This window comes from Rhizobium sp. BK316, assembly GCF_014193695.1.
In the GTDB taxonomy this organism is placed as follows: domain Bacteria; phylum Pseudomonadota; class Alphaproteobacteria; order Rhizobiales; family Rhizobiaceae; genus Rhizobium.
Map to the genome: position 1 here is coordinate 1 of NZ_JACHZR010000003.1, position 22,047 is coordinate 22,047.

Genomic DNA, 22,047 nt, shown 5'->3' on the forward strand with positions numbered 1-22,047 from the left:
CGTCCGGAATGAAATATCGCGGGGTGGAGCAGCCCGGTAGCTCGTCAGGCTCATAACCTGAAGGCCGCAGGTTCAAATCCTGCCCCCGCAACCAAACTTTCCTTTCTTCCCCCGATACCAGGACCAGTTATCGCCAGCGCGAAAACGGCATCTTCCCTGGCAAGCGTAGTGCGTCGGCAGCTATGCTCACCATAAGGCGATGTAGCGGTTGAATGCCGGACCAAGGCTGATGTGAACTGGCCGCGCCATGTCGGCGAGGCCAGTTGCCTTCTGTCGGCGGGGATTCGCGCCGGGAAGGCGCGAGCTGGCCAGGTCAATTCGACTGACGGCTTGCCTTGATCTCCATCAGTTTGGCAGTGCAGGTCTCCGAGACGTTCGACGCGTTCTGCTGGAGGCATTGCAGCAGCCTTCCGCCGCCCGGCTGGACGCCGTTGCAGAGCCGCCGCACATCCGCTTCGCAGGCGGAGCGGATGTCTCGCATCTGTTGGCGGCTCACCTCCTGGGCATTGGCCGCGCCGGCAAGCGCCACGAAGGCGACGATCAAATAGATTTTCATTCCTGATCTCCCGAAAATGGGTTGCGTGAGAGGAAGGGCGGACGGGCCGCGGTGTGGTCTATGGGCGGCGGCCGTCCGTTCCGGCACTGGGGTACGTGCCGAAAGTCATAGCCGAGATGTGGTCAACGGAGGGAAAATGAATCGATCCGAAAACTCGGCCGAAGCATGTCACCCCCGGATGAGTCGCGGCATGCGGGCCGTTTCCAGTTGTTCCGCCGTCAATTTGGCGCGAAGGTCCGTGATCGCCTTCTTGAGTGTCTGCGCCTTGTCCGCATATCCTGCCATGACATCGGAAAGAGCCTCCGCCCGGCCGAATGCCTCCGGTCCCTTCAGGTCTTGATCGGGCGCCCCGATCACCGAAATGACCGCGTCGCGATCGGGAACCAACGCAAGCAAGGCCTCGGTATAGGCACGCCAGGCATCCTTCTGGTCGGCGCGGATGCCTATGGCCGTCTCCTGCGCCGAGAGCATGCCGGCAAGCCGAAGGCGAATTGCCTTGCCGGTATAATAATAGCGCAGATCGTCAAGGCGGTCGGCGAGGGCACGGATGTCGAGAAAACCGTTCCTGTACACCTCGAAACGCTGGTCGCCGTAGGTATCTTCGGCGGGGCTGACATTCGCGTTTTGATCCTGGGCCATCCCTGCCAGAGGGATGGCGGCAAGCAGCAGCGCGCCAGCGCCGACAGAGAATAGTACCGTTTTTTTCATGGCAACCTCCGTGGTTCGTTGATGGTGACACCATGAACGGCGCAGCTTGCGACGAATTTGCTCGCTTGTAGGAAAATGTAGCGATTTGTTGCTCGAAGGGCGGCATGTCCCGTCTGGTTCAAGTTGTCTCGAATAACGGAAGAGTAACAGTCACCAGACCGCCACGCTTGCCGTCCGCAAGCGTGATCGTCCCGCCTTGTGCTTTCAGAAGGGTTTGCGCGACAGCAAGGCCAAGCCCCGCTCCACCCGTTTTTCGTGCGCGGGATGGCTCTGCGCGAACGAAAGGCTCCAGCAGCAGCTCCCGTTCTTCTTTTGAAAATCCCGGCCCCTCATCTTCGATTGAAATTCTTGCCCGGCCTTCTTCGACCGCCATCGTCACATGCGCTCGCCGGCCATATTTGACGGCATTGTCGACGAGGTTGCCGATGATCCGCCGAAGCGCCAGCCGATCGCCGATGATCCATGTTTCGGCCTGCGTTGTGTCTGTTTCCAGAATGACAGGCAGGCCCGCGCTCCTGAAATCCGCTATTTCGGCGCGCAGCAATTCAGCGAGGTCGAGCATCTCCTCATTGAGCGCTCCGACACCCGCCTGCGACGTCAGAAGCGCATTGTCGAGGAGATCGATCATGTCCGCAATATCGGACGTGGCCCGTTCTCTTTCCGCGTCATCGGGCAGTTGTTCGAGCCGGAGCCGCAGTCGCGTCGCAAAGCTGCGGACGTCGTGCTGGATCCCCCCGATCAACGCCGTACGGGAACGCGTCATGGCGTGAAGCCGGTTCTGGAGCCTGTCGAAAGCCCTGACCAGGGCGCCGATTTCCGGCGTCGTCGCGCGGGTAGGGGGAAGCGGGATCGGGTCGCCTGAGGGATCCATGCGGTCGACGGCGGAGGCTAGTCTGGTCAACGGTCTGATTTCCCGATGCAACATGTAAAAGGCGATGCAGGCGAACAGGGTTCCCAACAGTCCCGCCCCCGTTCCCGCCGGCAAACCATAAAACGTTACGACAAAGGGCGTGCGCGCTTCGGCGACGAGGATATTGCCGTTGTCGAGTGCCACCCAAAATTCGAGCGGCCGCGCTGTGCGGGTCCACAAGCCAGGTCGGAGGCCTTCGGTGTTGTGCCCTAACTGAATGTGGATGAGTTTTTCGCCAAGAAACTGCCGATAAAGCGCGAAATCAGCGCTATCGGCCAGGTCGTCGCCTGCAGCCGGCACAGATGAGCTGTCGGTGATCCGCACCTCCAGCATTGAGGATTGGAGAGCCGCGAGGGCGAGTTGCCGCTCGTCTGGGGCGATGTTGGATACGAGATCGATGATCGCCTTCAATTGTTCGGGCGGCAGACGGTTAGCGGTTCGCGACAGGTCGCTCGTCCAGTAGAAGAAGGCAATCAGAGTGATCCAGAGAGCGAGAAGCGCGCTCGCGCCAATCGCCAGCAGTCGCGCGGTCAGGCCGAAACGCATGTTTATGTGACCTGCCGGACTGGTGCGCTCAAAAGATAGCCGCCATTGCGTACGGTATTGATGAGGTTGCAGCCAGGACTCAGGCTGTCCAGCTTTTTGCGAACGCGCGAGACAAGAATGTCGACCGTGCGATCGAAAGGATCTGCGCTGCGCCCATGGGTCCAGTCCAGTATCTGGTCTCGCGACAACACGCGGCGCGGGCGCAGGACGAAACAGGCAAGCAGGTCGAACTCGGCGCTGGTCAGGGCAACGAGACCGCCCTCTTCGGTGCGGAGTTGGCGGGCGTCGAGATCGGCGACGAAACGATCGAATGCATAACGGCGCGAGGCAAGCTGAAGCGGTTGAGCGCCCGTCCGACGCAACAGCGCCCTGACACGCGCGAGGAGTTCCCTCGGCCCGAAAGGCTTGACGACATAGTCGTCGGCGCCGATCTCGAGCCCGACCACCCGGTCCGTCTCGTCCCCTTTCGCCGTCAGCATGAGGACAGGCAACCTCCGTTCCGACGCCAGCCGCCGGCAGATCGACAGGCCATCCTCGCCAGGAAGCATCAGATCGAGGATGACGAGGTCCGGCCTGATGCGCTCAAGCACCTTGTCCATATCCCGTCCATCCTGTGCCAGCTCCACGTCGAAACCTTCGCGATGCAGAAAATCGCCAACCAGCCGCCGGATCTCGGGGTCGTCATCAACGATCAGGATGGTTTTTGCCTCTTTCTCCATGATCTTCAACAGGACATTTCGCGGTCGGGAAATCAATAGGAAAACCCGCGCGTGTACAAAACGATACCGGCCGGAAAAATATCTCAACAACCTGAAAAGCCCGGTTGATGGCCCAGCAAAGAAATTTGCCGACGGTGGCAATCCCGGTTCCGGATGCAGTGGTTTCGGGCTTGGACAGCATCCCGTGATGGTGGCCGCGCCTTCGAAGGAGCGTCATCTCGTCCGATGCGCTATCTGATGCCCAAGTCCGAAGAGTTGATGCCGGTGGGCCGCCGCTTCTTCCAGGCGGACATAAAAGGCCCCGGCACATTGGACGCGATCATCAAGGCCAATGTCAGCTCCAGTTTGCAGGGGGTGATTACCGCCCTCCACGTCGACCGCAATGACATGCTGCGCACGGGAGAGATCATTGCCGAAGTCAACGCCGGTGAGTTGAAAGCGCAACTCAACGCTTCCCTTGCCTCGCAAGAGGCTGCGCGCAAGGTCGTGGAAGCGGCGCATGCCGACGGCCGACGTGCTGAAGCCACGCTTGCGAATGCCCGCTCGACGCTTGCCCGGCAGTAGGAGTTGCAGCGCGCCGGAACGTCGACGCGTTCAGCACTGGAATCGGCCCAAACCGTGGTCCAGCAAGCCGAGGCCGATCTCGCCAAAGCGCGATCCATCGTTCTGCAGGCCGGGGCACAGGAAGTCGAGGCCGCTGCAACGGTGGAAGTCAATCAGGCACAAATGGACAAGTCGGTGATCCGCGCTCCGATCGACGGAATTGTGGCGGCTCGCAACCTCAATCTCGGCGACATCGCTTCGCCCAAGGCGGGCGTTCCGGTCCCTTTTCGGAAAGCTCGGCGATATCCTCCGATATGGATCGCCGGGTGGAGGGCATTGCCGGCGTGGCCGATGTCTGCCGTTTCGTGCAGATCAGCCAGCAATTCGCCTTTCGCGATCGACAGCTGCGCCTCCATCACGGGTGTCGACTATCCGAAGGACCGCGGGGAATGGGTGCCGTTGACCGCCGGCCGGCATCTGGAAAACGGGCATTTCGAGGCCATCGCAGACGCAAGCATCGGGTTCAGTCTCGGCGACCGCGTCCGGCTGGGGCAGGACGATTATACCATCGTTGGCCTGACGCGAGGAATGGTCGACATGAGCGGCGATGGACTGCTCTTCGTTTCAGTGAACGATGCCATGGCGATCGCCCAGCGACGGACAAGCGAAGAGGTGCTGCTTGCCCGAAAGGAAACAGGCGGTAGCCGAAGCGCCGCAAACGGCAGTTCGGTGCAACAGGACAGCAAGATTGCCGCGACGCTGGTGACGCTCGAGCCGGCCGCCAGCGAGAAGCAGCTCGCGCGGCGATCATGGCCTGGGGAGATGCAAATGTTCTGAGCAGGGCCGATCAGGAAAATCTCCTGCTCAACCAGAGGCTCTGGCGGCTGAGAGTCCAAATTCTTGCCTTCACCGCGGTCCTTCTGGTGGTGATGGCCATCGTCATTTCGCTTATCATCTACATGCTGACCATGGAAAAGCGCCATCAGATCGCCATGCTGAAGCTGATCGGCGCACGCAGTGTCGTCATTGTCGGGACAATTGCCGAACAGTCCTATCTGATCGGGGCAGGTGGCCTGCATGAACGCTATGCCGATTCTATGCGTCCGCCACGCGTGCCGCCACTATCGCAGCGGCGAGACAGTGGTGCGCGCCCTAGACGGCGTCTCTTTCGATATCCATCCGGGCGAAGTCGTTGGCATTCTGGGACCCAGCGGGTCCGGCAAAAGTACGCTGTTACTGATTGCCGGCCTTTTGGAGCTGCCCACGACCGGCGAAATCTATATTCGCGACCGGCTCGTTTCCCAACCCGATGCCGACCTCGACGGCCTCCGTGACTTCAGACGCAACAATATCGGTTTCATTTTCCAGAAGGCCAATCTCATTCCGTTTCTTTCGGCGGTCGAAAACGTGGCGCTTGCGCTCGAGATCGACGATGTGCCGGCGCGCGATTATGCTTCGCAGCTGCTTGGCAGCGTCGATCTCGCGCATCGCGTCGACAATCTTCCGGCTCGGTTGTCGGGAGGCAGTGTGCAGGACCTCTTCGACCGGACGATCGAACTCAGGGATGGCGGGATTGTCGCCGAAAACGCCACCGGGCCGGGTGGGAGCGCCCCGGCTGATACAAATCGCAACAAAACGTAACGCCGGTGAAAGACCGCAGCTAACTTCGGGACCGATCTTCTCCTTATTCCCGCTTCGCCAGCCGGCGTTGCAACACGACAGGAGAACCCGATGCTGAAGAAATTGTTGCTGGCGCTGGCCATTTTTGCCGGCGCTTCATCCATCGCCGCCGCGGCCACGGTCGCGGTTGCGACGGGAAACGTCAACCTGAGAGCCGGTCCTTCGACCGGATATCCGGTTGTGACCGTTGTTCCGGCCAGCGCCCGGATTGTCACCCACGGATGCCTGACCGGGTATACCTGGTGCGACATAAGCTTTGCCAACTATCGTGGCTGGGTGGCGGCCAACTATATCCAGGTCGTCTACAAAGGCGGACCGGTGGTCCTTACTTCCGCAGTGGCGCCTTCCGTCGGCGTGACGATCATCGCCTTTAACAAGGTTTACTGGGACAACTACTATGCTGCCTATCCATGGTATCGAAGCTGGGCACGTTATTATCGCCCCTATCCGGCCTATCCCATCGCTCCTCCGCCACGCGTCACCTCCTATGATCGGTCTGTCAACTGCGCCGACGGAAGTTGCACCGCGACGCGTTCAGCGACAGGTGTCTATGGAGGCTCCACGAACCATACGCGGACGTGCAGCGGCGGGGAGTGCACGGCTACGAGGGAGACCGTTGGGCCGTACGGCAACAGTGCCTCACGCGTCCGCAACTGCAGCGCCAACACGCATTCGTGCAGCGTGACGAGAACAGGTCCGCGCGGTGGTACGGCGACCGGCACGCGCAGTTTTCAACGATAACCCCAGAGCCCCGGGACGGAACATGACCGAGATCTTCGTTATGCAGAGCCTCTTCGGCGCGGCGATCTCGCCATCAACCGTGCATAGGCAATCGCCGAGAGCATGTTGACGTGGTTGGCCTTACCGGTTCCGGCGATGTCGAAGGCGGTGCCATGGTCGACGGAGACTCGGTCTATCGGCAGGCCGAGAGAGACATTGACGGCGGTTTCGAAGGCGACGAGCTTGATCGGGATGTGGCCCTGATCGTGATACTGTGCGATCACTAGATCGAAGGCGCCATTATAGGCGCGGGCGAAGACCGTGTCGGCGGAAATCGGGCCTACCACGTCGATGCCTTTGGCCTGTGCCAGCTCGACGGCGGGTGCGAGGAATTCCGTGTCTTCTGTTCCGAAAAGGCCGTTTTCGCCGCAATGGGGGTTGAGACCGGCAACGGCAATGCGGGCCTTCTTGCCGAGGCGCACGAAGTGATCGTGGCCGGCCTCGATCGTTGCAAGCACACGTTCAGTCTTGGCCCGTTCTATCGCGCCCTTCAGCGAGATGTGGGTCGAGACATGGATGGTGTTCAGACGCTCGGAGGCGAGGAGCATGAAGGAGCTCTTGGAGCCGGTCAGATGCGCCAGCAGGCCGGTATGACCATCGTAATGGTGGCCGGCGAGGTTCATGGCTTCCTTGTTGATCGGCGCCGTGACGATGACGTCGGCTTCCTGCGACATTGCGAGATCAACGGCGCGAGCGATGTAACGGACGGATGCATCGCCAGCGGCTGGGCTGACCTTGCCAATCTCGGGGAGGGGAGCGTCCAGCGCGACCTCATCCACGGCGATGGTGTTTCCATCCTCGGAGGCGGAAGGGCCGAAGCTGAGGCTGATATCGGTTGCGCGTACGGCCCGTTCCAAGGCTTCCGTATTGCCAACGATGACGAAGTCGCGACGTTCGGCAGCCGGCAATGCAGCCAGCGCCTTGACGATCACTTCAGGGCCTACGCCGGCGGGATCGCCGAGGGTTACTGCGACTTTTGCATTTCTGTCCATCAGTCAAATTCCTCTTGAAAGCCCTGCCTCAATAGGCAGCCTCGTAGATCGAGCGTATATCAGTGCGCGTCAAGTCGCGCGGATTGTTATCCAGGAGCCTGCGGATGGCGAAGGCGTCGTCGGCCATGGCATCCAGATCATTTTCCGGCACGCCGAGGCCGGAAAGTGTCATCTCGATGCCAAGTTCGGCGCAGAAAGCATAGGCCGCATCAAAGACCGATTTGACGGTGTCGGATGTGTCATAGCCGAGTGCTTCCATCACCGCTTTCGTCTTTTCCGGCACGGCCGGCGTATTGAAAGCGAGAACATGCGGGAAGATCAATGCGTTGGCCGCGCCATGGGCTACATGCCAGCGGGTGCCGAGCGGATAGGCGAGTGCATGGCCGCCAGCCGTATTGACCGGGCCGAGGCAAAAGCCTCCATAGAGCGAGGCCAGCGAAAGACCGGCACGTGCTTCGGCATCCGAGCCGTCGCGCACGGCTCTTGCGAGATATTTGCCGACAAGCCGCGTTCCTTCGATGGCGTAGATGTCAATCATCGGGTGCGCCTTGCGATTGGTGAAGGCCTCGACACAATGTGCCATGGCATCGACACCGGTTGCAGCGGTGGTGCGGGCCGGGACGGAGAAAGTCAGGGAAGGATCTATCACGGCGATGTCGGCGAGCATGTGAAGGCTTTCGACCGCAAGCTTCGCCTTGGTCTCGGGATCGGTGACCAGCGCGCGGATACCGGCCTCGCTGCCCGTGCCCGATGTTGTCGGCACCTGCGCAAGCGCTACCTTTCGCGGCCCCTGAACCTTATTGGGGCCGACAACATCGCGAAGGCTCTGCGACGAGCCGGCGAGCACGGCAGCCAGCTTGGCAAGATCCATGGCGCTGCCACCACCGAAACCGACGATAAAGTCTGCCTGTGCAGTTTCTGCTGCTGCGAGCACCTTGTCGAGATTAGCGATATCCGGCTCAGGCGTCACGTCCGAGAAGACCGAAACGTCACCCTTCAGTTGCAACAGATCAATGCGTGTCGCGTTGAATGCATCCGAAATGACCAGTGTTCGGGAATAGCCCTTGTTTGCGGCCCAGGCGCCGAGCTTTCCCGCGGTCTCCAGACCGAATTCGATCAGGTGCGGCCGGACAACGGCAATAGGTGAATCCAAACTGACCATATGCGGTCCTCCTGATGCGCGACGGAACTGGGCCGTCAATGATGTAAATTTGTTATCCCGTCCGGTGATTTTTGGCAAGAATGAATGAGGAATTTTCTTGTTTTACAGTCCATCTGGGTGGTGAAAGTACCAGATTTAACGCTTCGAATTCCAGTCAACATATTAAAGTTAAATGTATATTTAGAAATTTGGTGATCGGCGGAAAGGGCAGTGGGACTTGTAAAAGGATTGTCGTGCATTTGTAAAAATAAGAATTCAGATGGGAGGGCCAAGTGCTTTCGCCGATCGGCCTCCCCCATGCGCTGCTTGTGATCTCGGTGGTCGTTAAGCGATTGATTCCAACGGAAGACGCACATATTTGATGGCGCGCCGGTAATAGGTATAGGCCACATGAAGCGCACCGTCCGGTCCCTGGGTGATTGAGGGATAGGAGAACTCGCGATTGAGCATGTCCTTCGAATTGTTGCTCAGGCAATAGCCGTCGCCTGTGTCGAGGTCGAATTTACGCTCGAAATGACCGTCTTGATCGGCGGAAACTGCGAGGCTCAACGGTGCGCGCGGAACACCCCAGACCGCTTTTCTGGTCGGCATATCGGTCGTTTCGACGGCAGCAGCCTTGTCGCTTTCAATCTCGTCATAGAGCGACTGGCGTCGGGCATCGGAGGAAGCGGCGCTGCTGTGGTTGTAAACCATTGCAACCCTCTGATCCTTAAGGCCAGCCGCCTGGATCGAGGAATTGTTGTTGGGCAGATTGGTCGGTCCCGGTGCGCTCCAGGTTTCGCCTTGGTCCGATGACAGGGAGGCGCGGATATTCTCGGAATAACGATCACGGAAAAAGGCGATCATCCTGTCGCCGTCGAGTGGCACGATATTCATGTGCACCGCGCCCAGGCTGCCTTCTATCTCTTTCATCTGCCATCTTTTTCCGCCGTCGCGGGAGATCAGCACGCCCGCCGTGTCGGCGTCGCCGTTCCAGCGCTGCCCAGGCAAACTGATGCAGCGGAAGATGGGAAGCAGCCAATCACCTCTCCCATTGACGACAATCTGCTGGCGCACGAATGTGCCGGGCAGGTCGCAGAGGATGGTGGGCGGTGCAAAGCTCTTGCCGCCATCTTCGGAGATGCGGCATTTGACAACTGCGCCGTCCTGATCGCCGGATGTCTGCGAGGTATAAATCAGCCAGACGTACCCATTAGGAGCGCTGAAAATCAGGGGATTCTGTTCGGATTTCGCCGGATCGTCAGACATTTTTTCCGGTTCGGACCAGCGGTTAGAACCAGGGGCCAACCGTGACATGTAAATTGAGATGTCGCCCATGCCTTCCATCGTGCCGCCGAACCAGACGCAGGTCAGGGTGCCGTCGGCAAGAAACGCCAAGTTGGCCGCGTGGTTCTGAATGCAGGGAGACGGCAGATAGGCATCAAAACGACCGGCCTGGGCATCATTTGCCCTGAGTAAACCGTCCATCAGCGCCGGAACGTCCTCCGGCTTCAAGCCTGTGGATTGCATGGCTTTTCCTCCCTTACGGCAGCTTTGCGTAGCTTTCGGCGAGCGCCGCATATTCGGTGTCATTGAGTGGTATCAGCGGCGGGCGAGTGCGCAGCCAGCCGACATTGCCGGTTTTCAGTCCCACCATCGCCTTGATGGTCGGGATCTGCACATAGGAGTTCGACAGGGTGCGGAAAGCGTTGATACGAGCCTGCGCTGCCTCGACATCTGCATTGCGTGCCTCGTCATGGACGTGGTCGTAAACCGTGCGCAGGGAATTTCCGACAAGGTTCGAAGTGGCGGTGATGCAGCCCGCGCCGCCGGCTTTCAGTAGCGGCAGCAGCAGCGGGTCGGCGCCGCAGAGCACGGAGAAACCCGGGCAGGTGGCGATAATTGCCTGCATGTTATTGAAATCGCCAGCAGAATCCTTGATTCCGACAACTGTATCCGGGAAGGCTTCGACCAGTCGGCTGATCAACGGAATGGAGAGCGGAACGCCCGAAACCTGTGGGATGTGATAGAGGATCACCTGCAGCCTGCTATCGCCGATCTTCTCCAGAATTTGGGCGTAGGCGGTAAAGAGGCCTTCGTCGGAAACGCCCTTGTAATAGAAGGGCGGCAGCATCACCACCTTGGTGACGCCGAGCGAAAGGGCGTGCTTCGTCAGTTCAACCGTGTCGGGAATGGCGACGACGCCGGTACCCGGCAGCAGCTTGTCCGCGGGAATGCCGGCTTTCAGCGCTGCTTCCAGAAGCATGTGGCGCTCGGCAGAAGAGAAGGAGTTCGCTTCGCCTGTCGTGCCAAGCAGTGCAACGCCGTGGCAGCCCTCTTCGATCAGCCGCTGGCAATGTTCGGTGAAGAGACCGAGATCCGGGCTGCCATCGGTGTTGAGAGGGGTGGTGGCGGCGCTGTAGACGCCTGTAATCTTGTGATTGCTCAAGGTATCCTCCTCGTCAGACCGGGCCTTCCCGGCACGTTCCTACGCTGTCGTATTCATCCCAATCGAGGTAGTTGTCAATCTTACAAATTTGAAATCTCTACATGTCAATTTTTAACATATTGATTTTATGCAATAAATAATTGCGATCCCTCGATTTAATGCTTCATCAGTTATTTTCCATTGACAGATTTACATTATCGCGCAAATGTCTGCGGTATGTCGCGCAGCTTCGGGGAGGTCTTTCGAAAGGCGCGCTATTTGCCATGGAGGAGCAAATGACAATTCGCAACGACCAAGACTTTTCGCAGATTTCCCGGCGTAACGCGCTGAAGCTGGGGCTTGCAGCCGGCGTTGGTTTCTCGCTTTTCGGCGCAAGCGCCCGCATCGTCATGGCGCAGGACGGCCAGGTCCTGAAGGCCATCAATCCTGCCTTCGACCAGGACTGGTCGCCGCTGCGCGGCGGCGGCAGAACCTTCCGCTGGAATTCGTTCTGGTGGGCTTCGCCGATGTATTTCGACGCCGAGGGTAAGATCCAGCCCTACGTCTTCACGAGCTGGGACTCGCCGGACAAGAAGGTCTGGACGTTCAAGATCGACCCGAAAGCGGTCTTCTCCGATGGCAGCAAGATCACCTCGGCCGATATCAAGGGCTCCTGGGAAGTCTCTTCCATGCCCAATACGAAGAACCAGCGCGTCGATCAGGTGCTGAGCAAGGTTCAGGGCTACAAGGAAATCTCCGCCGGCTCCGGCAACGAATTGACGGGTGTTGCGACGCCTGATGAATCAACGGTCGTCTGCACGCTGACGGAAGCCGATCCGATCTTCTTCATGCGTCTTGCCAACCACATCGTCCCGATCACCAAGGCTGCCCAGTCGCGCGGCAGTGACGGCGAGGAAGTGGCCGATTGGTACAAGCCGGACAGCAGCGCGGTCTATTCCGGCCCCTTCAAGCTGACGGCTCTCGATATCGACGCCGGTACGCTGACCTTCGAACCGAACGAAAAGTTCTTCGGACCGAAGCCGAAACTCGCCCGCATCGAGATCAGCTCGATTGAAGACAATGTCACCGCGACCTCGCTGATCAAGTCCGGCGAATACAATGCTCACACCGAGCTCATCACCTCGACGATCGTCCAGGATCTCGGCCCGGAATTTTCTGCCGGCCCATTCATCCCGACCAGCCAGCATTTCTGGTTCAACACCTCGCGCGCGCCGATGGATGATCCCAAGGTTCGCCAGGCGCTGATCATGGCGGTCGACCGCGACGGCCTGTTCAAGGCGTCCTATCCGGATGGTCCGCACAAGAAGGCCGACCAGATCCTGAATTCGGTTCCGGGTGCCGATAATTCCGGCTTCGAGCCCTATCCGTATGATCCGGCAGCGGCCAAGAAACTGCTCGCCGAATCGAGCTATGGCGGTCCGGAGCGTCTTCCCAAGCTGCTGTTCGTCGGCATTTCCGGCCCGGCGATCCAGGCGGCTGCGCAGTTCATCGCCGAGCAGTGGCGCCAGAACCTCGGCATCACCGCCGTCGACATGAAGCCGCAGCAGGATGCCTATGCCGGTCCGGACCAGAATTCGGTTCAGATCTTCCGTGACGACGTCGGCACACGTGTTCCCGATGCCGTCTCCTATCTCGCCGGCTCCATCGCCTCTACCTCGTCAAACGCGCAGAACAAGCTCGGCGGATACAAGAACGACAAGGTGGACAGCCTGCTTGCAGAGGCCGCTACCAAGGCTGCCGACGATCCGGATCGAGTGAAGCTCGCGCAGGAAGCCCAGAAGGCCTTCCGCGACGACTGGGCCTTCCTCCCGTGGTATTCTCAGGCGATGTCGCGCTGGGCGACCAAGGACGTCAAGGCAATGGAAAAGAACCTCGACTGGCAGGTCGTGGCTCCCTGGGATGTTTCCATCGGCTAAGGCCGATACATGGCCGCATGACGCGGCTGAAGCAGGGGCGCGAAGGTCGCAAGACCTTCGCGCTATATTTCAAGCAGAACCGGCGGCTGCGGCCTCCCGCGGGAATGCGCCGGGCAAGAATGGGAGGTGGCCTTGCTACGCTACGTGCTCACGCGGTTTGCCATCTGGATTCCGTCGGTCCTGATCGTGATGATGGCCGTCTATGCGATGGCATTCTACGGTGCTGGCGACCCGATCAAGCTGATCTTCCTTCGCGCGCCTGGTGACGTTGCCTATAACCCGCAGCGTATCGAGGCGATCCGCGAAAGTGCGGGCCTCAACAAACCCTTCATCGAACAGTTCGGCCTTTACGTCTGGAACCTCCTGCACGGCCAGTTCGGCAACTCGCTGACATCGGGCCGCTCGGTCTGGGCGATGGTTTCTGCTGCTGCACCGGTTTCCTTCCAGCTCGCGCTCTGTTCCATCATCCTGACGGCTGTCGTCGCGATCCCGCTCGGCATGATCGCCGCCCTCAATCAGAACAACCGCGTCGACTACACGATCCTCGGCACGGCGCTTTTTCTCTGGGCGATCCCGGCCTATGTCGCAGGTCCGCTTCTGATGGTGGCGCTGATCGTGCTGCTGCCGATGATCAAGGTGCCCTATGGCTGGGGCGGCGTCTTTGACGTGCGCATCATCCTGCCGCTCATCGTTTTGTCCTTCCAGCCGATCGCGCTGATCGTGCGCCAGACGCGCGCCGCCGTTATCGAAGTACTGTCTGAAGATTTCGTCCGCACCGCGCGGGCCAAGGGCGTGCCGGAAATCGTGGTGGCATTGAAGCATATCCTCCGCCCGGTGCTGACGCCCGTCGTCACACAGCTCGGCCTCATCATGATCACCATCGTCAACGGCGCCATCTTCGTCGAGCTCGTTTTCGGCCTGCCAGGCCTCGGGCGCTTGACCGTACAGGCGCTCATCAATTCCGATTATCCCGTCATTCTCGCGATCACCCTGATCGGATCCTTCCTGGTCATGGTATCAAACCTGCTGGTCGATGTGCTTTATCCGCTGCTCGATCCGCGGGCCAATGACTCCAGAAGGAGCCGCTGATCATGTCCGCAATCCCTCTTTCGACGATCGATACGGCCGAGGAGCCGCCCGTCAATCTGTGGCGTGATGCCTGGCATCGTCTGAGGCGCAACAAGCTTGCAATCTTCGGTCTGATCGTGATTGTGATCCTCGCCTTCACGGCGATCTTCGGCCCCGCTCTCACGCCTTATGACTATCTCAGCCAGGATCTCGCTTCGCGCAATGCACCACCGTCGCTGGCGCATTTCTTCGGTACCGATGATCTTGGTCGCGACGTCTTCAGCCGTATCGTGTTCGGCACGCGCACGGCCTTCCTCGTCGCCGTCATCGTCACCTTCATCGCTGTCCTGATCGGGCTCGTGCTCGGCGCTGTCGCCGGCTTCTTCGGCAATCCGTTCGATCGGGTCATCATGTGGCTGACCGATATGACGATGTCGGTGCCGAACCTGCTGCTCGTCGTCGTCATCAATGCATCGCTGAAAACGCCGATCACCAGGTGGATGGAGGCGCAGTATCTTGCGACCCTCAATCCCTTCTATCGCCAGACGGTCTGGGTAGATTTTCTCCTCGTCTTCGGCTCGATGGCGCTGATCTCCTGGCCGCCCTATGCACGCCTCGTCCGCGCCCAGGTCCTGTCGATCCGCAATCGTCCCTATGTCATGGCGGCACAGGCGCTCGGCCTTTCCAACTGGATCGTCATCCTGCGCTATATCGTGCCGAATGCGCTCGGGCCGCTGATCGTTTCCGTCAGCGCCGGCCTCGGTACCGCGATGGTGCTGGAAAGTGCCTTCAGCTTCCTCGGTGTTGGCGTCAATCCGCCCACGCCGAGCTGGGGTAACATGATCTCGGACGGCCTGCGTGTCTGGCAGCATTATCCGCATCTCCTCGCCGCGCCGGCGGCCGTGCTAGGTCTTGCCTCGGTGGCCTTCAGCTTCCTCGGCGATGGTCTCAACGACGCACTCAATCCGCGGGGCAGCAAATGATGAATGCAACGAGCAACGAACGCCTGCTGGACGTGAAGGATCTCACCATCGAGATCGATACGCGCCGCGGCCCGGCCGTCGTCGTCGACGGCATCGACCTCTATGTCAACAAAGGCGAGACGCTCGGCGTCGTCGGTGAATCCGGCTGCGGCAAGAGCCTGACGATGCTGAGCCTGATGCGGCTTCTGCCGAACAAGATCAAGGTGACGAAGGGCTCGGCGACGTTTGACGGGCGCGACCTGCATAAGATGTCGAATGGCGAGCTGCGCAGGGTGCGCGGCGGCGATGTCGGCTTTGTCTTCCAGGATCCGATGACCTCGCTCAATCCGGTCATGCGCATCGGCGACCAGATCTGCGAGCCGCTGATCTATCACCGCGAGATGTCGAAGAAAGAGGCTCGGGCTCGCGCCGTCGAGCTTTTGCGCCTCGTCGGCATTCCAGGGCCGGAAGAGCGGCTGATGGCCTATCCGCACGAGCTGTCCGGCGGCATGCGCCAGCGCGTGATGATCGCGATCGGCCTTGCCTGCAATCCGAAACTGCTGATCGCGGACGAGCCGACGACCGCGCTCGATGTGACGATCCAGGCCCAGATCGTCGATCTGGTGAAGGATCTGCGCGCCAAGCTTGGTATGTCCGTCGTCTGGATCACCCACGACCTCGCGCTGATCGCCGGTCTCGTCGATCGCGTCGCCGTGCTCTATGCCGGCACGGTCGTGGAAGATGCGCCGGTGGACGAGCTCTATGCTCGTCCCAGCCATCCCTATACGCGTGGCCTCTTGTCCTCGATCCCGAAGCTTTCGGATGCGCCCGCAAGCCGCCTGTCCTCGATCGGCGGCACGCCACCCGAGCCCGGCCGTCGCCCCAATGGCTGCCCCTTTGCACCGCGGTGCCCGCTGGTGGAAGCCGTCTGTCATGAGCGTGTGCCGCGGCTGGAGCCGGTTTACGGAAACAGCGCGCATCGCGCCGCCTGTTTCGTCGTCCAGAAAATGCAGGAGGCCGCGTGATGGGTGCCAAACCGCTCTTGAAGGTCGAAAACCTCGTCAAGCATTTCCACGTCAAGCTTGGTGCTTTCGGCGAGCGTTCGGCGACCGTCTATGCGCTCGACAACGTGAATCTCGAGATCATGGAAGGCGAGACGCTGAGCCTCGTGGGTGAATCCGGCTGCGGCAAGTCGACGACCGGCTTCACCATCCTCAATCTTTACAAGGCGACGAGCGGCAAGGTGGTCTATAAGGGGCAGGACCTTGCGACGCTGGACGAAAAGCAGATGCGGCCCTTCCGCCGTGACCTGCAGATCGTCTTCCAGGATCCCTATTCCACGCTGAACCCGCGCATGACGGTCGGCGAGGCGATCGGCGAGCCGATCCTCTTCCACAAGCTCGCCACGAAGGCCGAGCTCAAGGACAAGGTCGCGGCCCTGCTGACCGATGTCGGTCTGCCTACGCGGTTTGCCCAGCGTTACCCGCATGAGCTTTCCGGCGGCCAGCGCCAGCGCGTCGTCATTGCGCGTGCGCTTGCCTGTCAGCCGAAGTTCATCGTCTGCGACGAGGCGATTTCGGCGCTCGACGTGTCGATCCAGGCACAGATCATCAACCTGCTGCTCGATTTGCAGGAAAAATATGGCCTGACCTATCTCTTCATCGCGCATGACCTGGCGGTGGTACGTCATATCAGCACCCGCGTCGGCGTCATGTATCTCGGCCGTCTGGCCGAGCTTGCAACGCGTGAAGAGCTCTTCGACAATCCGCTGCATCCCTATACGAAGGCGCTGCTTTCAGCCGTGCCGGAAACCGATCCGGAGCTTGAGCGGACACGTAAGCGTCAGATCCTGCAGGGCGATGTGCCAAGCCCGCTGAATCCGCCGACAGGCTGTCGTTTCCATACGCGTTGCCCGATCGCCATGGAGGTTTGCGGCAAGGTCATTCCGGAATGGAAGGAAGCGAAACCCGGCCATCTCGTTGCCTGCCATGCGGTCAATCCGGGGCAGACTTCATGACGTTGAAAGTCGCCATCATTGCCGACGACCTGACCGGCTCGCTCGATACGGGCACACCCTTTATAGAGGCCGGGTTGTCAGTCGCCGTCGCGATCGATGTCGAAGCGGCTGGCAAGGCGCTGGAAACCGGCGCCGAAGTCGTTGTGGTCAATACTGCCTCGCGCAGCCTGCCGGAGGAGGAAGCGGCCGCGCGTGTGCGGGCGGTTGCCGAGACCCTGCGTGCTGCCGGGTCGGCCATCTTCATGAAGAAGATCGACTCGCGGCTGAAGGGCAATATCGCAGCCGAAAGCATTGCGCTGGCCGATGTGCTGGGTCTCAAGACAATCCTCATGGCACCTGCCATTCCCGATCAGGAGCGGATCACCTATCGTGGTTGCGTAGTTGGGCGCGGTGTGGAGCATCCTTTGCCGATAGCCGACCTCTTTGCCCGATTTGGCCGTAACGTGATGGTTGCCGATGCCGAAGATGATGCCGATCTCGATATTGTCGTCGTGGAGAACGACTGGCTTTCCACCCTTGCCGTCGGTGCCCGTGGTCTGGGTTCGGCCCTGGCGCGCGGGTTCGGCGGAACTGCGCGGCTGGTGCCGGAATTTCTTGCGACGCGGAAGACTCTCTTCGCCTTCGGCTCCCGCGATCCCATCACGGCCGTGCAGATGGATCGTCTCGAGGCCTCGCATGCACTTCGCATCGTCGTCGATGCGCCGATGGGTGCGGTCGAAAGCGGCGAGGGGTTGGCGCTGCCGGCACTGCTGCGCTGCACGGGTGAGATTAAGAGCGATGCCGCGCTTGTTGCCGCTCGCTTTGCGCAGGGCGTGAAATCGGTCATAGATGATACGAACCCGGATATGATCATGGTGGGCGGTGGCGATACTGCGCTTGCCGTTTTCCGTGAACTGGGCGTTTCGGTCCTGTTGCCGAAGGGGGAAATCGAGGCCGGTATTCCGTGGTTCGACGTGACCGGCGTCAACGGGCGGCAATTTCGATGCGCCGTCAAGTCGGGGGGCTTCGGCAATTCCGATAGTTTGCTAAGACTGATCGTTCGGAATCAGGCGGCTTGAGCGAATGCCAGCAGGGAGAATGAGAGTGGATGAAGCGAATGGCGGATCGGTGAATCCGGAAGCGGCACCGGCAGCCCGACCAGGCAGGGCCGTGAAGCTGGTCGACCGTGTCTTCGACCAGTTGATGGAACGCATCCGTGCCGGCAATTACCCGCCGGATTCACGCCTTCCGGGCGAACACGAACTTGCCTCGATGCTCGGCGTCTCGCGCCCGATCGTGCGCGATGCGCTAGCACGCCTGCGCGAGCAGGGGATCGTCTACGCAAGGCAGGGAGCCGGCACCTTCGTCAGCGCGCATGGTTCGCCGACCGCACAGCTGGCCTATTCGCCGGTCAAGACGATTGCCGATATCCAGCGCTGCTACGAATTCCGCCTGACGATCGAACCGGCAGCCGCCTATTTTGCAGCCAAGCGCCGCGACGATGCCGCGATCCAGAAAATCGCGGCCGCTCTTGCAGACCTGCGTGAGGCGACCAGCCATCAGCTGCACCGGGTGGATGCCGATTTCGTCTTCCACCGTGCCGTCACCGAGGCAGCCAACAACCACTATTACACCGCCTCCATGGACGCGCTGAAAGCGCATATCGCCGTCGGCATGCATCTGCATGGGCTTTCGTTGCTTGGTCCGCGGCCGGGCCTGGAGCAGGTGTACCAGGAGCATAACGAAATATACAAGGCGATCGCCGAGGGCAGGGCGGAAGATGCCCGTGACCTGATGCGGGCGCATCTCGAGGGTTCGCGGGATCGCCTGTTCGAAGGCCGTGTGCTCGACCTGTCCTTCTGAAGAAGCCCGGCTTCGGGATGTCGAGGTCTCATTCCTCGAATAAAGCTTGTTCCGTCGCGAATATCTTGGTGATGTATTCGGCGACGGTTCGGATCGGCGGATCCTTGCGCTGCTGGCGTCGGGTGAGAAGCCAGGCTTCCCGCGGCGGCGGGACTAGTTCGAGCGGGCAGGGATAGAGGTTTCCTTCCAGACGGCCGATGTAATGCGGCAGGAGTGCCAGACCTGCGCCTGACTTGGCAGCCATCGCCTGGGAAACTTGGTTGTTGGCGCGAAAAGACACGCGCGCGTGCGAGAAGTGGCGGGCCAGCCAGATCGCTTCGGGCACATAGCCGTTCACCTCGTCAAATCCGACGAAGACGGGTTCGGCGCCGTTTTCGACCTGCCGGCAAACCTCCTGCGTTCCGTAAAAGCCGTATCCGATCGTGGCAAGTTGTTTGGCGATCAAATCGCCGTCCTGCGGTTTTCCTAGGCGTATGGCGATGTCGGCCTCGTGACGTTCGAGGCTTATGGTGCGCAGGTCAGTCGCGAGGTCGATATCGAGGCCCGGATATTGTTTGGTGATCTCCGCCAGACGGGGGATCAGGAAGCCCTGCGAGAGTGCGGGCGAGGCGTTGATGCGCACCAGGCCTTTCGGCGTGTCATCGTTCCAGCCCCGTCCGAGCGTCTGGACGGAGGCTTCCATGTCGCTTGCTGCGGTGAGCGCACGGGTCCCGGCTGAGGTCAGCACGTAGCCGTCCGGGCGACGCTCGACCAGTTTTTCGCCGAGCGTCTCCTCCAGTGAATGAAGCCGGCGGGCGATCGTTGCATGGTTGACGCGCAGCGTCCGGGCGGCGGCCGACAGGCTTCCGTGCCGTCCGAGCGCGAGAAAGACCCTGATGTCCTGCCAGTCCGGCTCTGTGCGTTTTTTATCAGCCATTGACAAAGAATAGCGAATTTTTCGTAGAAGGGAACGGGACTAGACAGGAGGCGACCTCGAAACAGAAAGGTTGCCGAACATGAGTTCTTCCAGTCTCAATCTTACGCTTATCGGCGGACCGACCGTGCTGATCGAATACGGCGCGCTCCGGCTTCTGACCGATCCGACATTCGACCTGCCGGGCCTCTACAGGGAAAAGCCCGTCCGCTTCGAAAAGACCTCCGGTCCTGCCTTGTCCGTCGAGGAGATCGGCCGGCTGGATGCAGTGCTGCTCAGCCACGACCAGCACCTCGACAATCTCGATAGCGCCGGCCGGGCGATGCTGCCGACGGTCGGCACCACCTACACGACTAAGGCCGGTGCAGAACGGCTGGGCAGTAATGCCCTTGGGCTTGCTCCATTCGAAACCGTCACGCTGGAAGGCGCTGGCGGCGAGAGGCTGCTGGTCACGGCAACACCGGCCCGTCACGGCCCTGTCGGTATCGAGCCGATTTCCGGCGACGTGGTCGGCTTCGCACTCGGCCGCGAAAAGCCGGGCGACCTTCTCTACGTGACCGGCGACACGGTCTGGTACGAGGGCACGGCCGAGGTTGCGCGGATCTTTTCTCCCAAAGTCGTGCTGTTGTTTACGGGCGCTGCCGAGCCTCGTGGCCGCTTCCACATGACGATGGGCAGCGAGGATGCCCTAGAGGCGGCCCACGCCTTCCCGAACGCGCTGCTCGTGCCTGCGCATAACGAAGGCTGGGTACACTTCCGCGAAAATCAGGACCAGCTCGCGCACGCTTTCTCGGTCTTCAACCTCGATGACCGCCTGAAGCTCTTCGAAAAAGGCAAACCGCTCGTCGTCGACCTGACGGCCTGAGCTTCCCAACACGTGGCGCAAAGCGCCGATCTTCCAAGGAAAGATGTCATGAGCAATGAACAGAAAGTCGCAGTCGTTACCGGTGCTTCGCAGGGTATCGGCGCAGGTATCGTTCAGGCCTATCGCGATCAAGGATATGCGGTCGTCGCCAATTCGCGCAACATCCAGCCGTCATCCGATGCGGGCGTTATCGCAGTCCCCGGCAACGTCGGTGATCGTGCTGTCGCCGAACAGGTGATCAAGACCGCCGTGGAGCGTTTCGGCCGCGTCAATACGCTGATCAACAATGCCGGTATCTTCATCGGCAAGCCGTTCACCGACTACACGGTTGAAGACTTCAACAATGTCATCAACGTCAACGTTGCCGGCTTCTTCCACGTCACGCAGTTTGCCATTGCCCAGATGCTGAAGCAGGGCCATGGTCACATCGTTCAGATCACGACAGCCCTTGTGGATCAGCCGATCGCCGGTGTTCCCACGGGTCTTGCGACGCTGACCAAGGGCGGTCTCGATGCCGTTACGCGCGGGCTCGCCATCGAATATGCCAAGAGCGGTATTCGCGTGAATGCGATCGCACCGGGCATCATCAGGACGCCCATGCACGCGCCGGAAACGCATGATTTCCTTAAGGGCCTGCACCCGGTCGGCCGGTTGGGCGAGGTGAGCGAAATCGTCGATGCCGTGCTTTATCTGGAGCATGCCGGCTTCGTGACCGGCGAGACGCTGAATGTCGATGGCGGCCAGCACGCCGGTCGTTGGTAATAGCTGCAAGGGGAAGCAACGGACGGCGCGCCTGAAGAGCGCCTGTCCTTCAAGGAGAACGACAATGCCTTATGTGAATATCAAGGTGACGCGTGAAGGCACGGCTCCAGGTGCAAGCAGCACTACGCCGGAACAGAAGGCCGCGCTCATAAAAGGCGTCAGCGATCTGCTCTTCGACATCATGGGCAAGCCGCATGACAGCACCTTTGTCGTCATCGATGAAATCGAGATGGAGAGCTGGGGTGTGGGCGGTCTGCCTGTGCCGGAATACCGCAAGCAGCTTGCGGAAAAGGCAGCGAAACAGAAATAATACGGCGCAATTCCCAGCAAAGGGGTTACCGCCTTCCACCGTGAAGCGCTGAAATCGGCACGGGACGACAATACGGCCCTCACCAATATCTTTACCGGCCGCTCGGCTCGCGGCATCGTCAATCGCATCATGCGGGAGATCGGACCGCTGTCGAAGACCGCGCCGGCATTCCCGACCGCCGGCGGCGCGCTGGCGCCGCTGAGGGTCGTGACCGAAAAAGAAGGCAGGCCGGACTTCAGCAATATGTGGGCTGGACAGGCCGCAAGCCTTGCGCGCGAAATGTCGAGCGCCGAGCTGACGCGCTATATCGTCGAAGCGGCCTAGGAGCCGCCGTGTATGATGCGGATGCGGGTGTCCTGCCCGGACTC

General features: G+C 60.5%; 23 protein-coding genes, 1 tRNA gene and 1 pseudogene. 16 read left to right on the forward strand and 9 right to left on the reverse strand.

The features are described 5' to 3' along the window. Positions 1–17 precede the first annotated feature (17 nt). A tRNA-Met gene (locus FHT87_RS14060) sits at positions 18–94 on the forward strand. Positions 95–313: 219 nt separating this feature from the next. Here FHT87_RS14060 and FHT87_RS14065 read toward each other — a convergent pair. The 4 genes from FHT87_RS14065 to FHT87_RS14080 form a co-directional block, all read right to left on the reverse strand. Continuing rightward, on the reverse strand, positions 314–556 hold the full coding sequence (locus tag FHT87_RS14065; RefSeq protein ID WP_183732720.1) for a cysteine rich repeat-containing protein: 243 nt from the start codon (positions 554–556) through the stop codon (positions 314–316). A 168-nt stretch (positions 557–724) separates the two neighbouring features. After that, complete coding sequence (locus FHT87_RS14070; protein WP_183732717.1) at positions 725–1,264, reverse strand: hypothetical protein; 540 nt, start codon at positions 1,262–1,264, stop codon at positions 725–727. Positions 1,265–1,382: 118 nt separating this feature from the next. Beyond that, positions 1,383–2,720 (reverse strand): ATP-binding protein, encoded by a 1,338-nt coding sequence (locus FHT87_RS14075; protein WP_183802742.1) that lies wholly within the window; start codon positions 2,718–2,720, stop codon positions 1,383–1,385. A 2-nt stretch (positions 2,721–2,722) separates the two neighbouring features. Then, a complete protein-coding gene (locus FHT87_RS14080; protein WP_183732711.1) occupies positions 2,723–3,439 on the reverse strand; it encodes a response regulator transcription factor in 717 nt (238 codons plus the stop codon). A gap of 225 nt (positions 3,440–3,664) precedes the next feature. Between FHT87_RS14080 and FHT87_RS14085 the strand changes: the two genes are divergently transcribed. From FHT87_RS14085 to FHT87_RS14100, 4 genes are all read left to right on the forward strand, one after another. After that, positions 3,665–4,003: a biotin/lipoyl-binding protein gene (locus FHT87_RS14085; RefSeq protein WP_183732708.1), complete on the forward strand. Its 339-nt coding sequence runs from the start codon at positions 3,665–3,667 to the stop codon at positions 4,001–4,003. Between the two features lie 54 nt (positions 4,004–4,057). Then, complete coding sequence (locus FHT87_RS14090; protein WP_246699607.1) at positions 4,058–4,819, forward strand: hypothetical protein; 762 nt, start codon at positions 4,058–4,060, stop codon at positions 4,817–4,819. A 240-nt stretch (positions 4,820–5,059) separates the two neighbouring features. After that, on the forward strand, positions 5,060–5,623 hold the full coding sequence (locus tag FHT87_RS14095; RefSeq protein ID WP_183732705.1) for an ATP-binding cassette domain-containing protein: 564 nt from the start codon (positions 5,060–5,062) through the stop codon (positions 5,621–5,623). Between the two features lie 90 nt (positions 5,624–5,713). Continuing rightward, entirely contained in the window at positions 5,714–6,403 is a 690-nt protein-coding gene (locus FHT87_RS14100) for an SH3 domain-containing protein (RefSeq protein WP_183732702.1), read from the forward strand. A gap of 38 nt (positions 6,404–6,441) precedes the next feature. On the opposite strand, the gene pdxA is transcribed toward FHT87_RS14100, so the two are convergent. The 4 genes from pdxA to FHT87_RS14120 all read right to left on the reverse strand — a co-directional run bounded on the left by pdxA (position 6,442) and on the right by FHT87_RS14120 (position 11,024). Further along, complete coding sequence (pdxA, locus tag FHT87_RS14105; protein ID WP_183732699.1) at positions 6,442–7,434, reverse strand: 4-hydroxythreonine-4-phosphate dehydrogenase PdxA; 993 nt, start codon at positions 7,432–7,434, stop codon at positions 6,442–6,444. Positions 7,435–7,462: 28 nt separating this feature from the next. Continuing rightward, entirely contained in the window at positions 7,463–8,596 is a 1,134-nt protein-coding gene (locus FHT87_RS14110; RefSeq protein ID WP_183732696.1) for an iron-containing alcohol dehydrogenase, read from the reverse strand. Positions 8,597–8,920: 324 nt separating this feature from the next. Beyond that, positions 8,921–10,105: an exo-alpha-sialidase gene (locus FHT87_RS14115; RefSeq protein ID WP_183732693.1), complete on the reverse strand. Its 1,185-nt coding sequence runs from the start codon at positions 10,103–10,105 to the stop codon at positions 8,921–8,923. Between the two features lie 13 nt (positions 10,106–10,118). After that, on the reverse strand, positions 10,119–11,024 hold the full coding sequence (locus tag FHT87_RS14120) for a dihydrodipicolinate synthase family protein (protein ID WP_183802745.1): 906 nt from the start codon (positions 11,022–11,024) through the stop codon (positions 10,119–10,121). A gap of 275 nt (positions 11,025–11,299) precedes the next feature. Here FHT87_RS14120 and FHT87_RS14125 point away from each other — a divergent pair, with 275 nt between their 5' ends. The 7 genes from FHT87_RS14125 to FHT87_RS14155 all read left to right on the forward strand — a co-directional run bounded on the left by FHT87_RS14125 (position 11,300) and on the right by FHT87_RS14155 (position 18,829). Then, on the forward strand, positions 11,300–12,940 hold the full coding sequence (locus FHT87_RS14125; protein ID WP_183802748.1) for an ABC transporter substrate-binding protein: 1,641 nt from the start codon (positions 11,300–11,302) through the stop codon (positions 12,938–12,940). 132 nt (positions 12,941–13,072) lie between these two features. Continuing rightward, positions 13,073–14,029 (forward strand): ABC transporter permease, encoded by a 957-nt coding sequence (locus FHT87_RS14130; protein WP_183802751.1) that lies wholly within the window; start codon positions 13,073–13,075, stop codon positions 14,027–14,029. Between the two features lie 2 nt (positions 14,030–14,031). Next, on the forward strand, positions 14,032–14,991 hold the full coding sequence (locus tag FHT87_RS14135; protein WP_183802754.1) for an ABC transporter permease: 960 nt from the start codon (positions 14,032–14,034) through the stop codon (positions 14,989–14,991). Next, positions 14,988–15,995 (forward strand): ABC transporter ATP-binding protein, encoded by a 1,008-nt coding sequence (locus FHT87_RS14140; protein ID WP_183802757.1) that lies wholly within the window; start codon positions 14,988–14,990, stop codon positions 15,993–15,995. Before FHT87_RS14135 ends, FHT87_RS14140 begins: the two co-directional genes overlap by 4 nt. Further along, positions 15,995–16,987, forward strand: a complete 993-nt coding sequence (locus tag FHT87_RS14145; RefSeq protein WP_183802760.1) for an oligopeptide/dipeptide ABC transporter ATP-binding protein — start codon at positions 15,995–15,997, stop codon at positions 16,985–16,987. Before FHT87_RS14140 ends, FHT87_RS14145 begins: the two co-directional genes overlap by 1 nt. Further along, entirely contained in the window at positions 16,984–18,045 is a 1,062-nt protein-coding gene (locus FHT87_RS14150) for a four-carbon acid sugar kinase family protein (RefSeq protein ID WP_183802762.1), read from the forward strand. Before FHT87_RS14145 ends, FHT87_RS14150 begins: the two co-directional genes overlap by 4 nt. Positions 18,046–18,070: 25 nt before the next feature. Further along, positions 18,071–18,829 carry a FadR/GntR family transcriptional regulator gene (locus tag FHT87_RS14155; RefSeq protein ID WP_183732658.1) on the forward strand — a complete coding sequence of 253 codons (759 nt, stop codon included), beginning with the start codon at positions 18,071–18,073 and terminating at the stop codon, positions 18,827–18,829. A gap of 28 nt (positions 18,830–18,857) precedes the next feature. Here the strand turns inward: FHT87_RS14155 and FHT87_RS14160 are convergent, their stop codons facing one another. Continuing rightward, the gene (locus FHT87_RS14160) at positions 18,858–19,745 is read right to left on the reverse strand and encodes a LysR family transcriptional regulator (protein ID WP_183802765.1); all 888 of its coding nucleotides are present in this window, start codon (positions 19,743–19,745) and stop codon (positions 18,858–18,860) included. Positions 19,746–19,824: 79 nt separating this feature from the next. On the opposite strand from FHT87_RS14160, the gene FHT87_RS14165 reads away from it, so the two are divergent. The 4 genes and pseudogenes from FHT87_RS14165 to FHT87_RS14180 all read left to right on the forward strand — a co-directional run. Next, entirely contained in the window at positions 19,825–20,607 is a 783-nt protein-coding gene (locus FHT87_RS14165) for an MBL fold metallo-hydrolase (protein WP_183802768.1), read from the forward strand. Positions 20,608–20,655: 48 nt separating this feature from the next. Beyond that, entirely contained in the window at positions 20,656–21,369 is a 714-nt protein-coding gene (locus FHT87_RS14170; RefSeq protein ID WP_183802771.1) for an SDR family oxidoreductase, read from the forward strand. A gap of 64 nt (positions 21,370–21,433) precedes the next feature. Then, positions 21,434–21,679 (forward strand): 4-oxalocrotonate tautomerase family protein, encoded by a 246-nt coding sequence (locus FHT87_RS14175; RefSeq protein WP_183732647.1) that lies wholly within the window; start codon positions 21,434–21,436, stop codon positions 21,677–21,679. A 24-nt stretch (positions 21,680–21,703) separates the two neighbouring features. After that, positions 21,704–22,003, forward strand: a pseudogene (locus FHT87_RS14180) (nitronate monooxygenase); the annotation flags it as partial. Positions 22,004–22,047 lie beyond the last annotated feature (44 nt).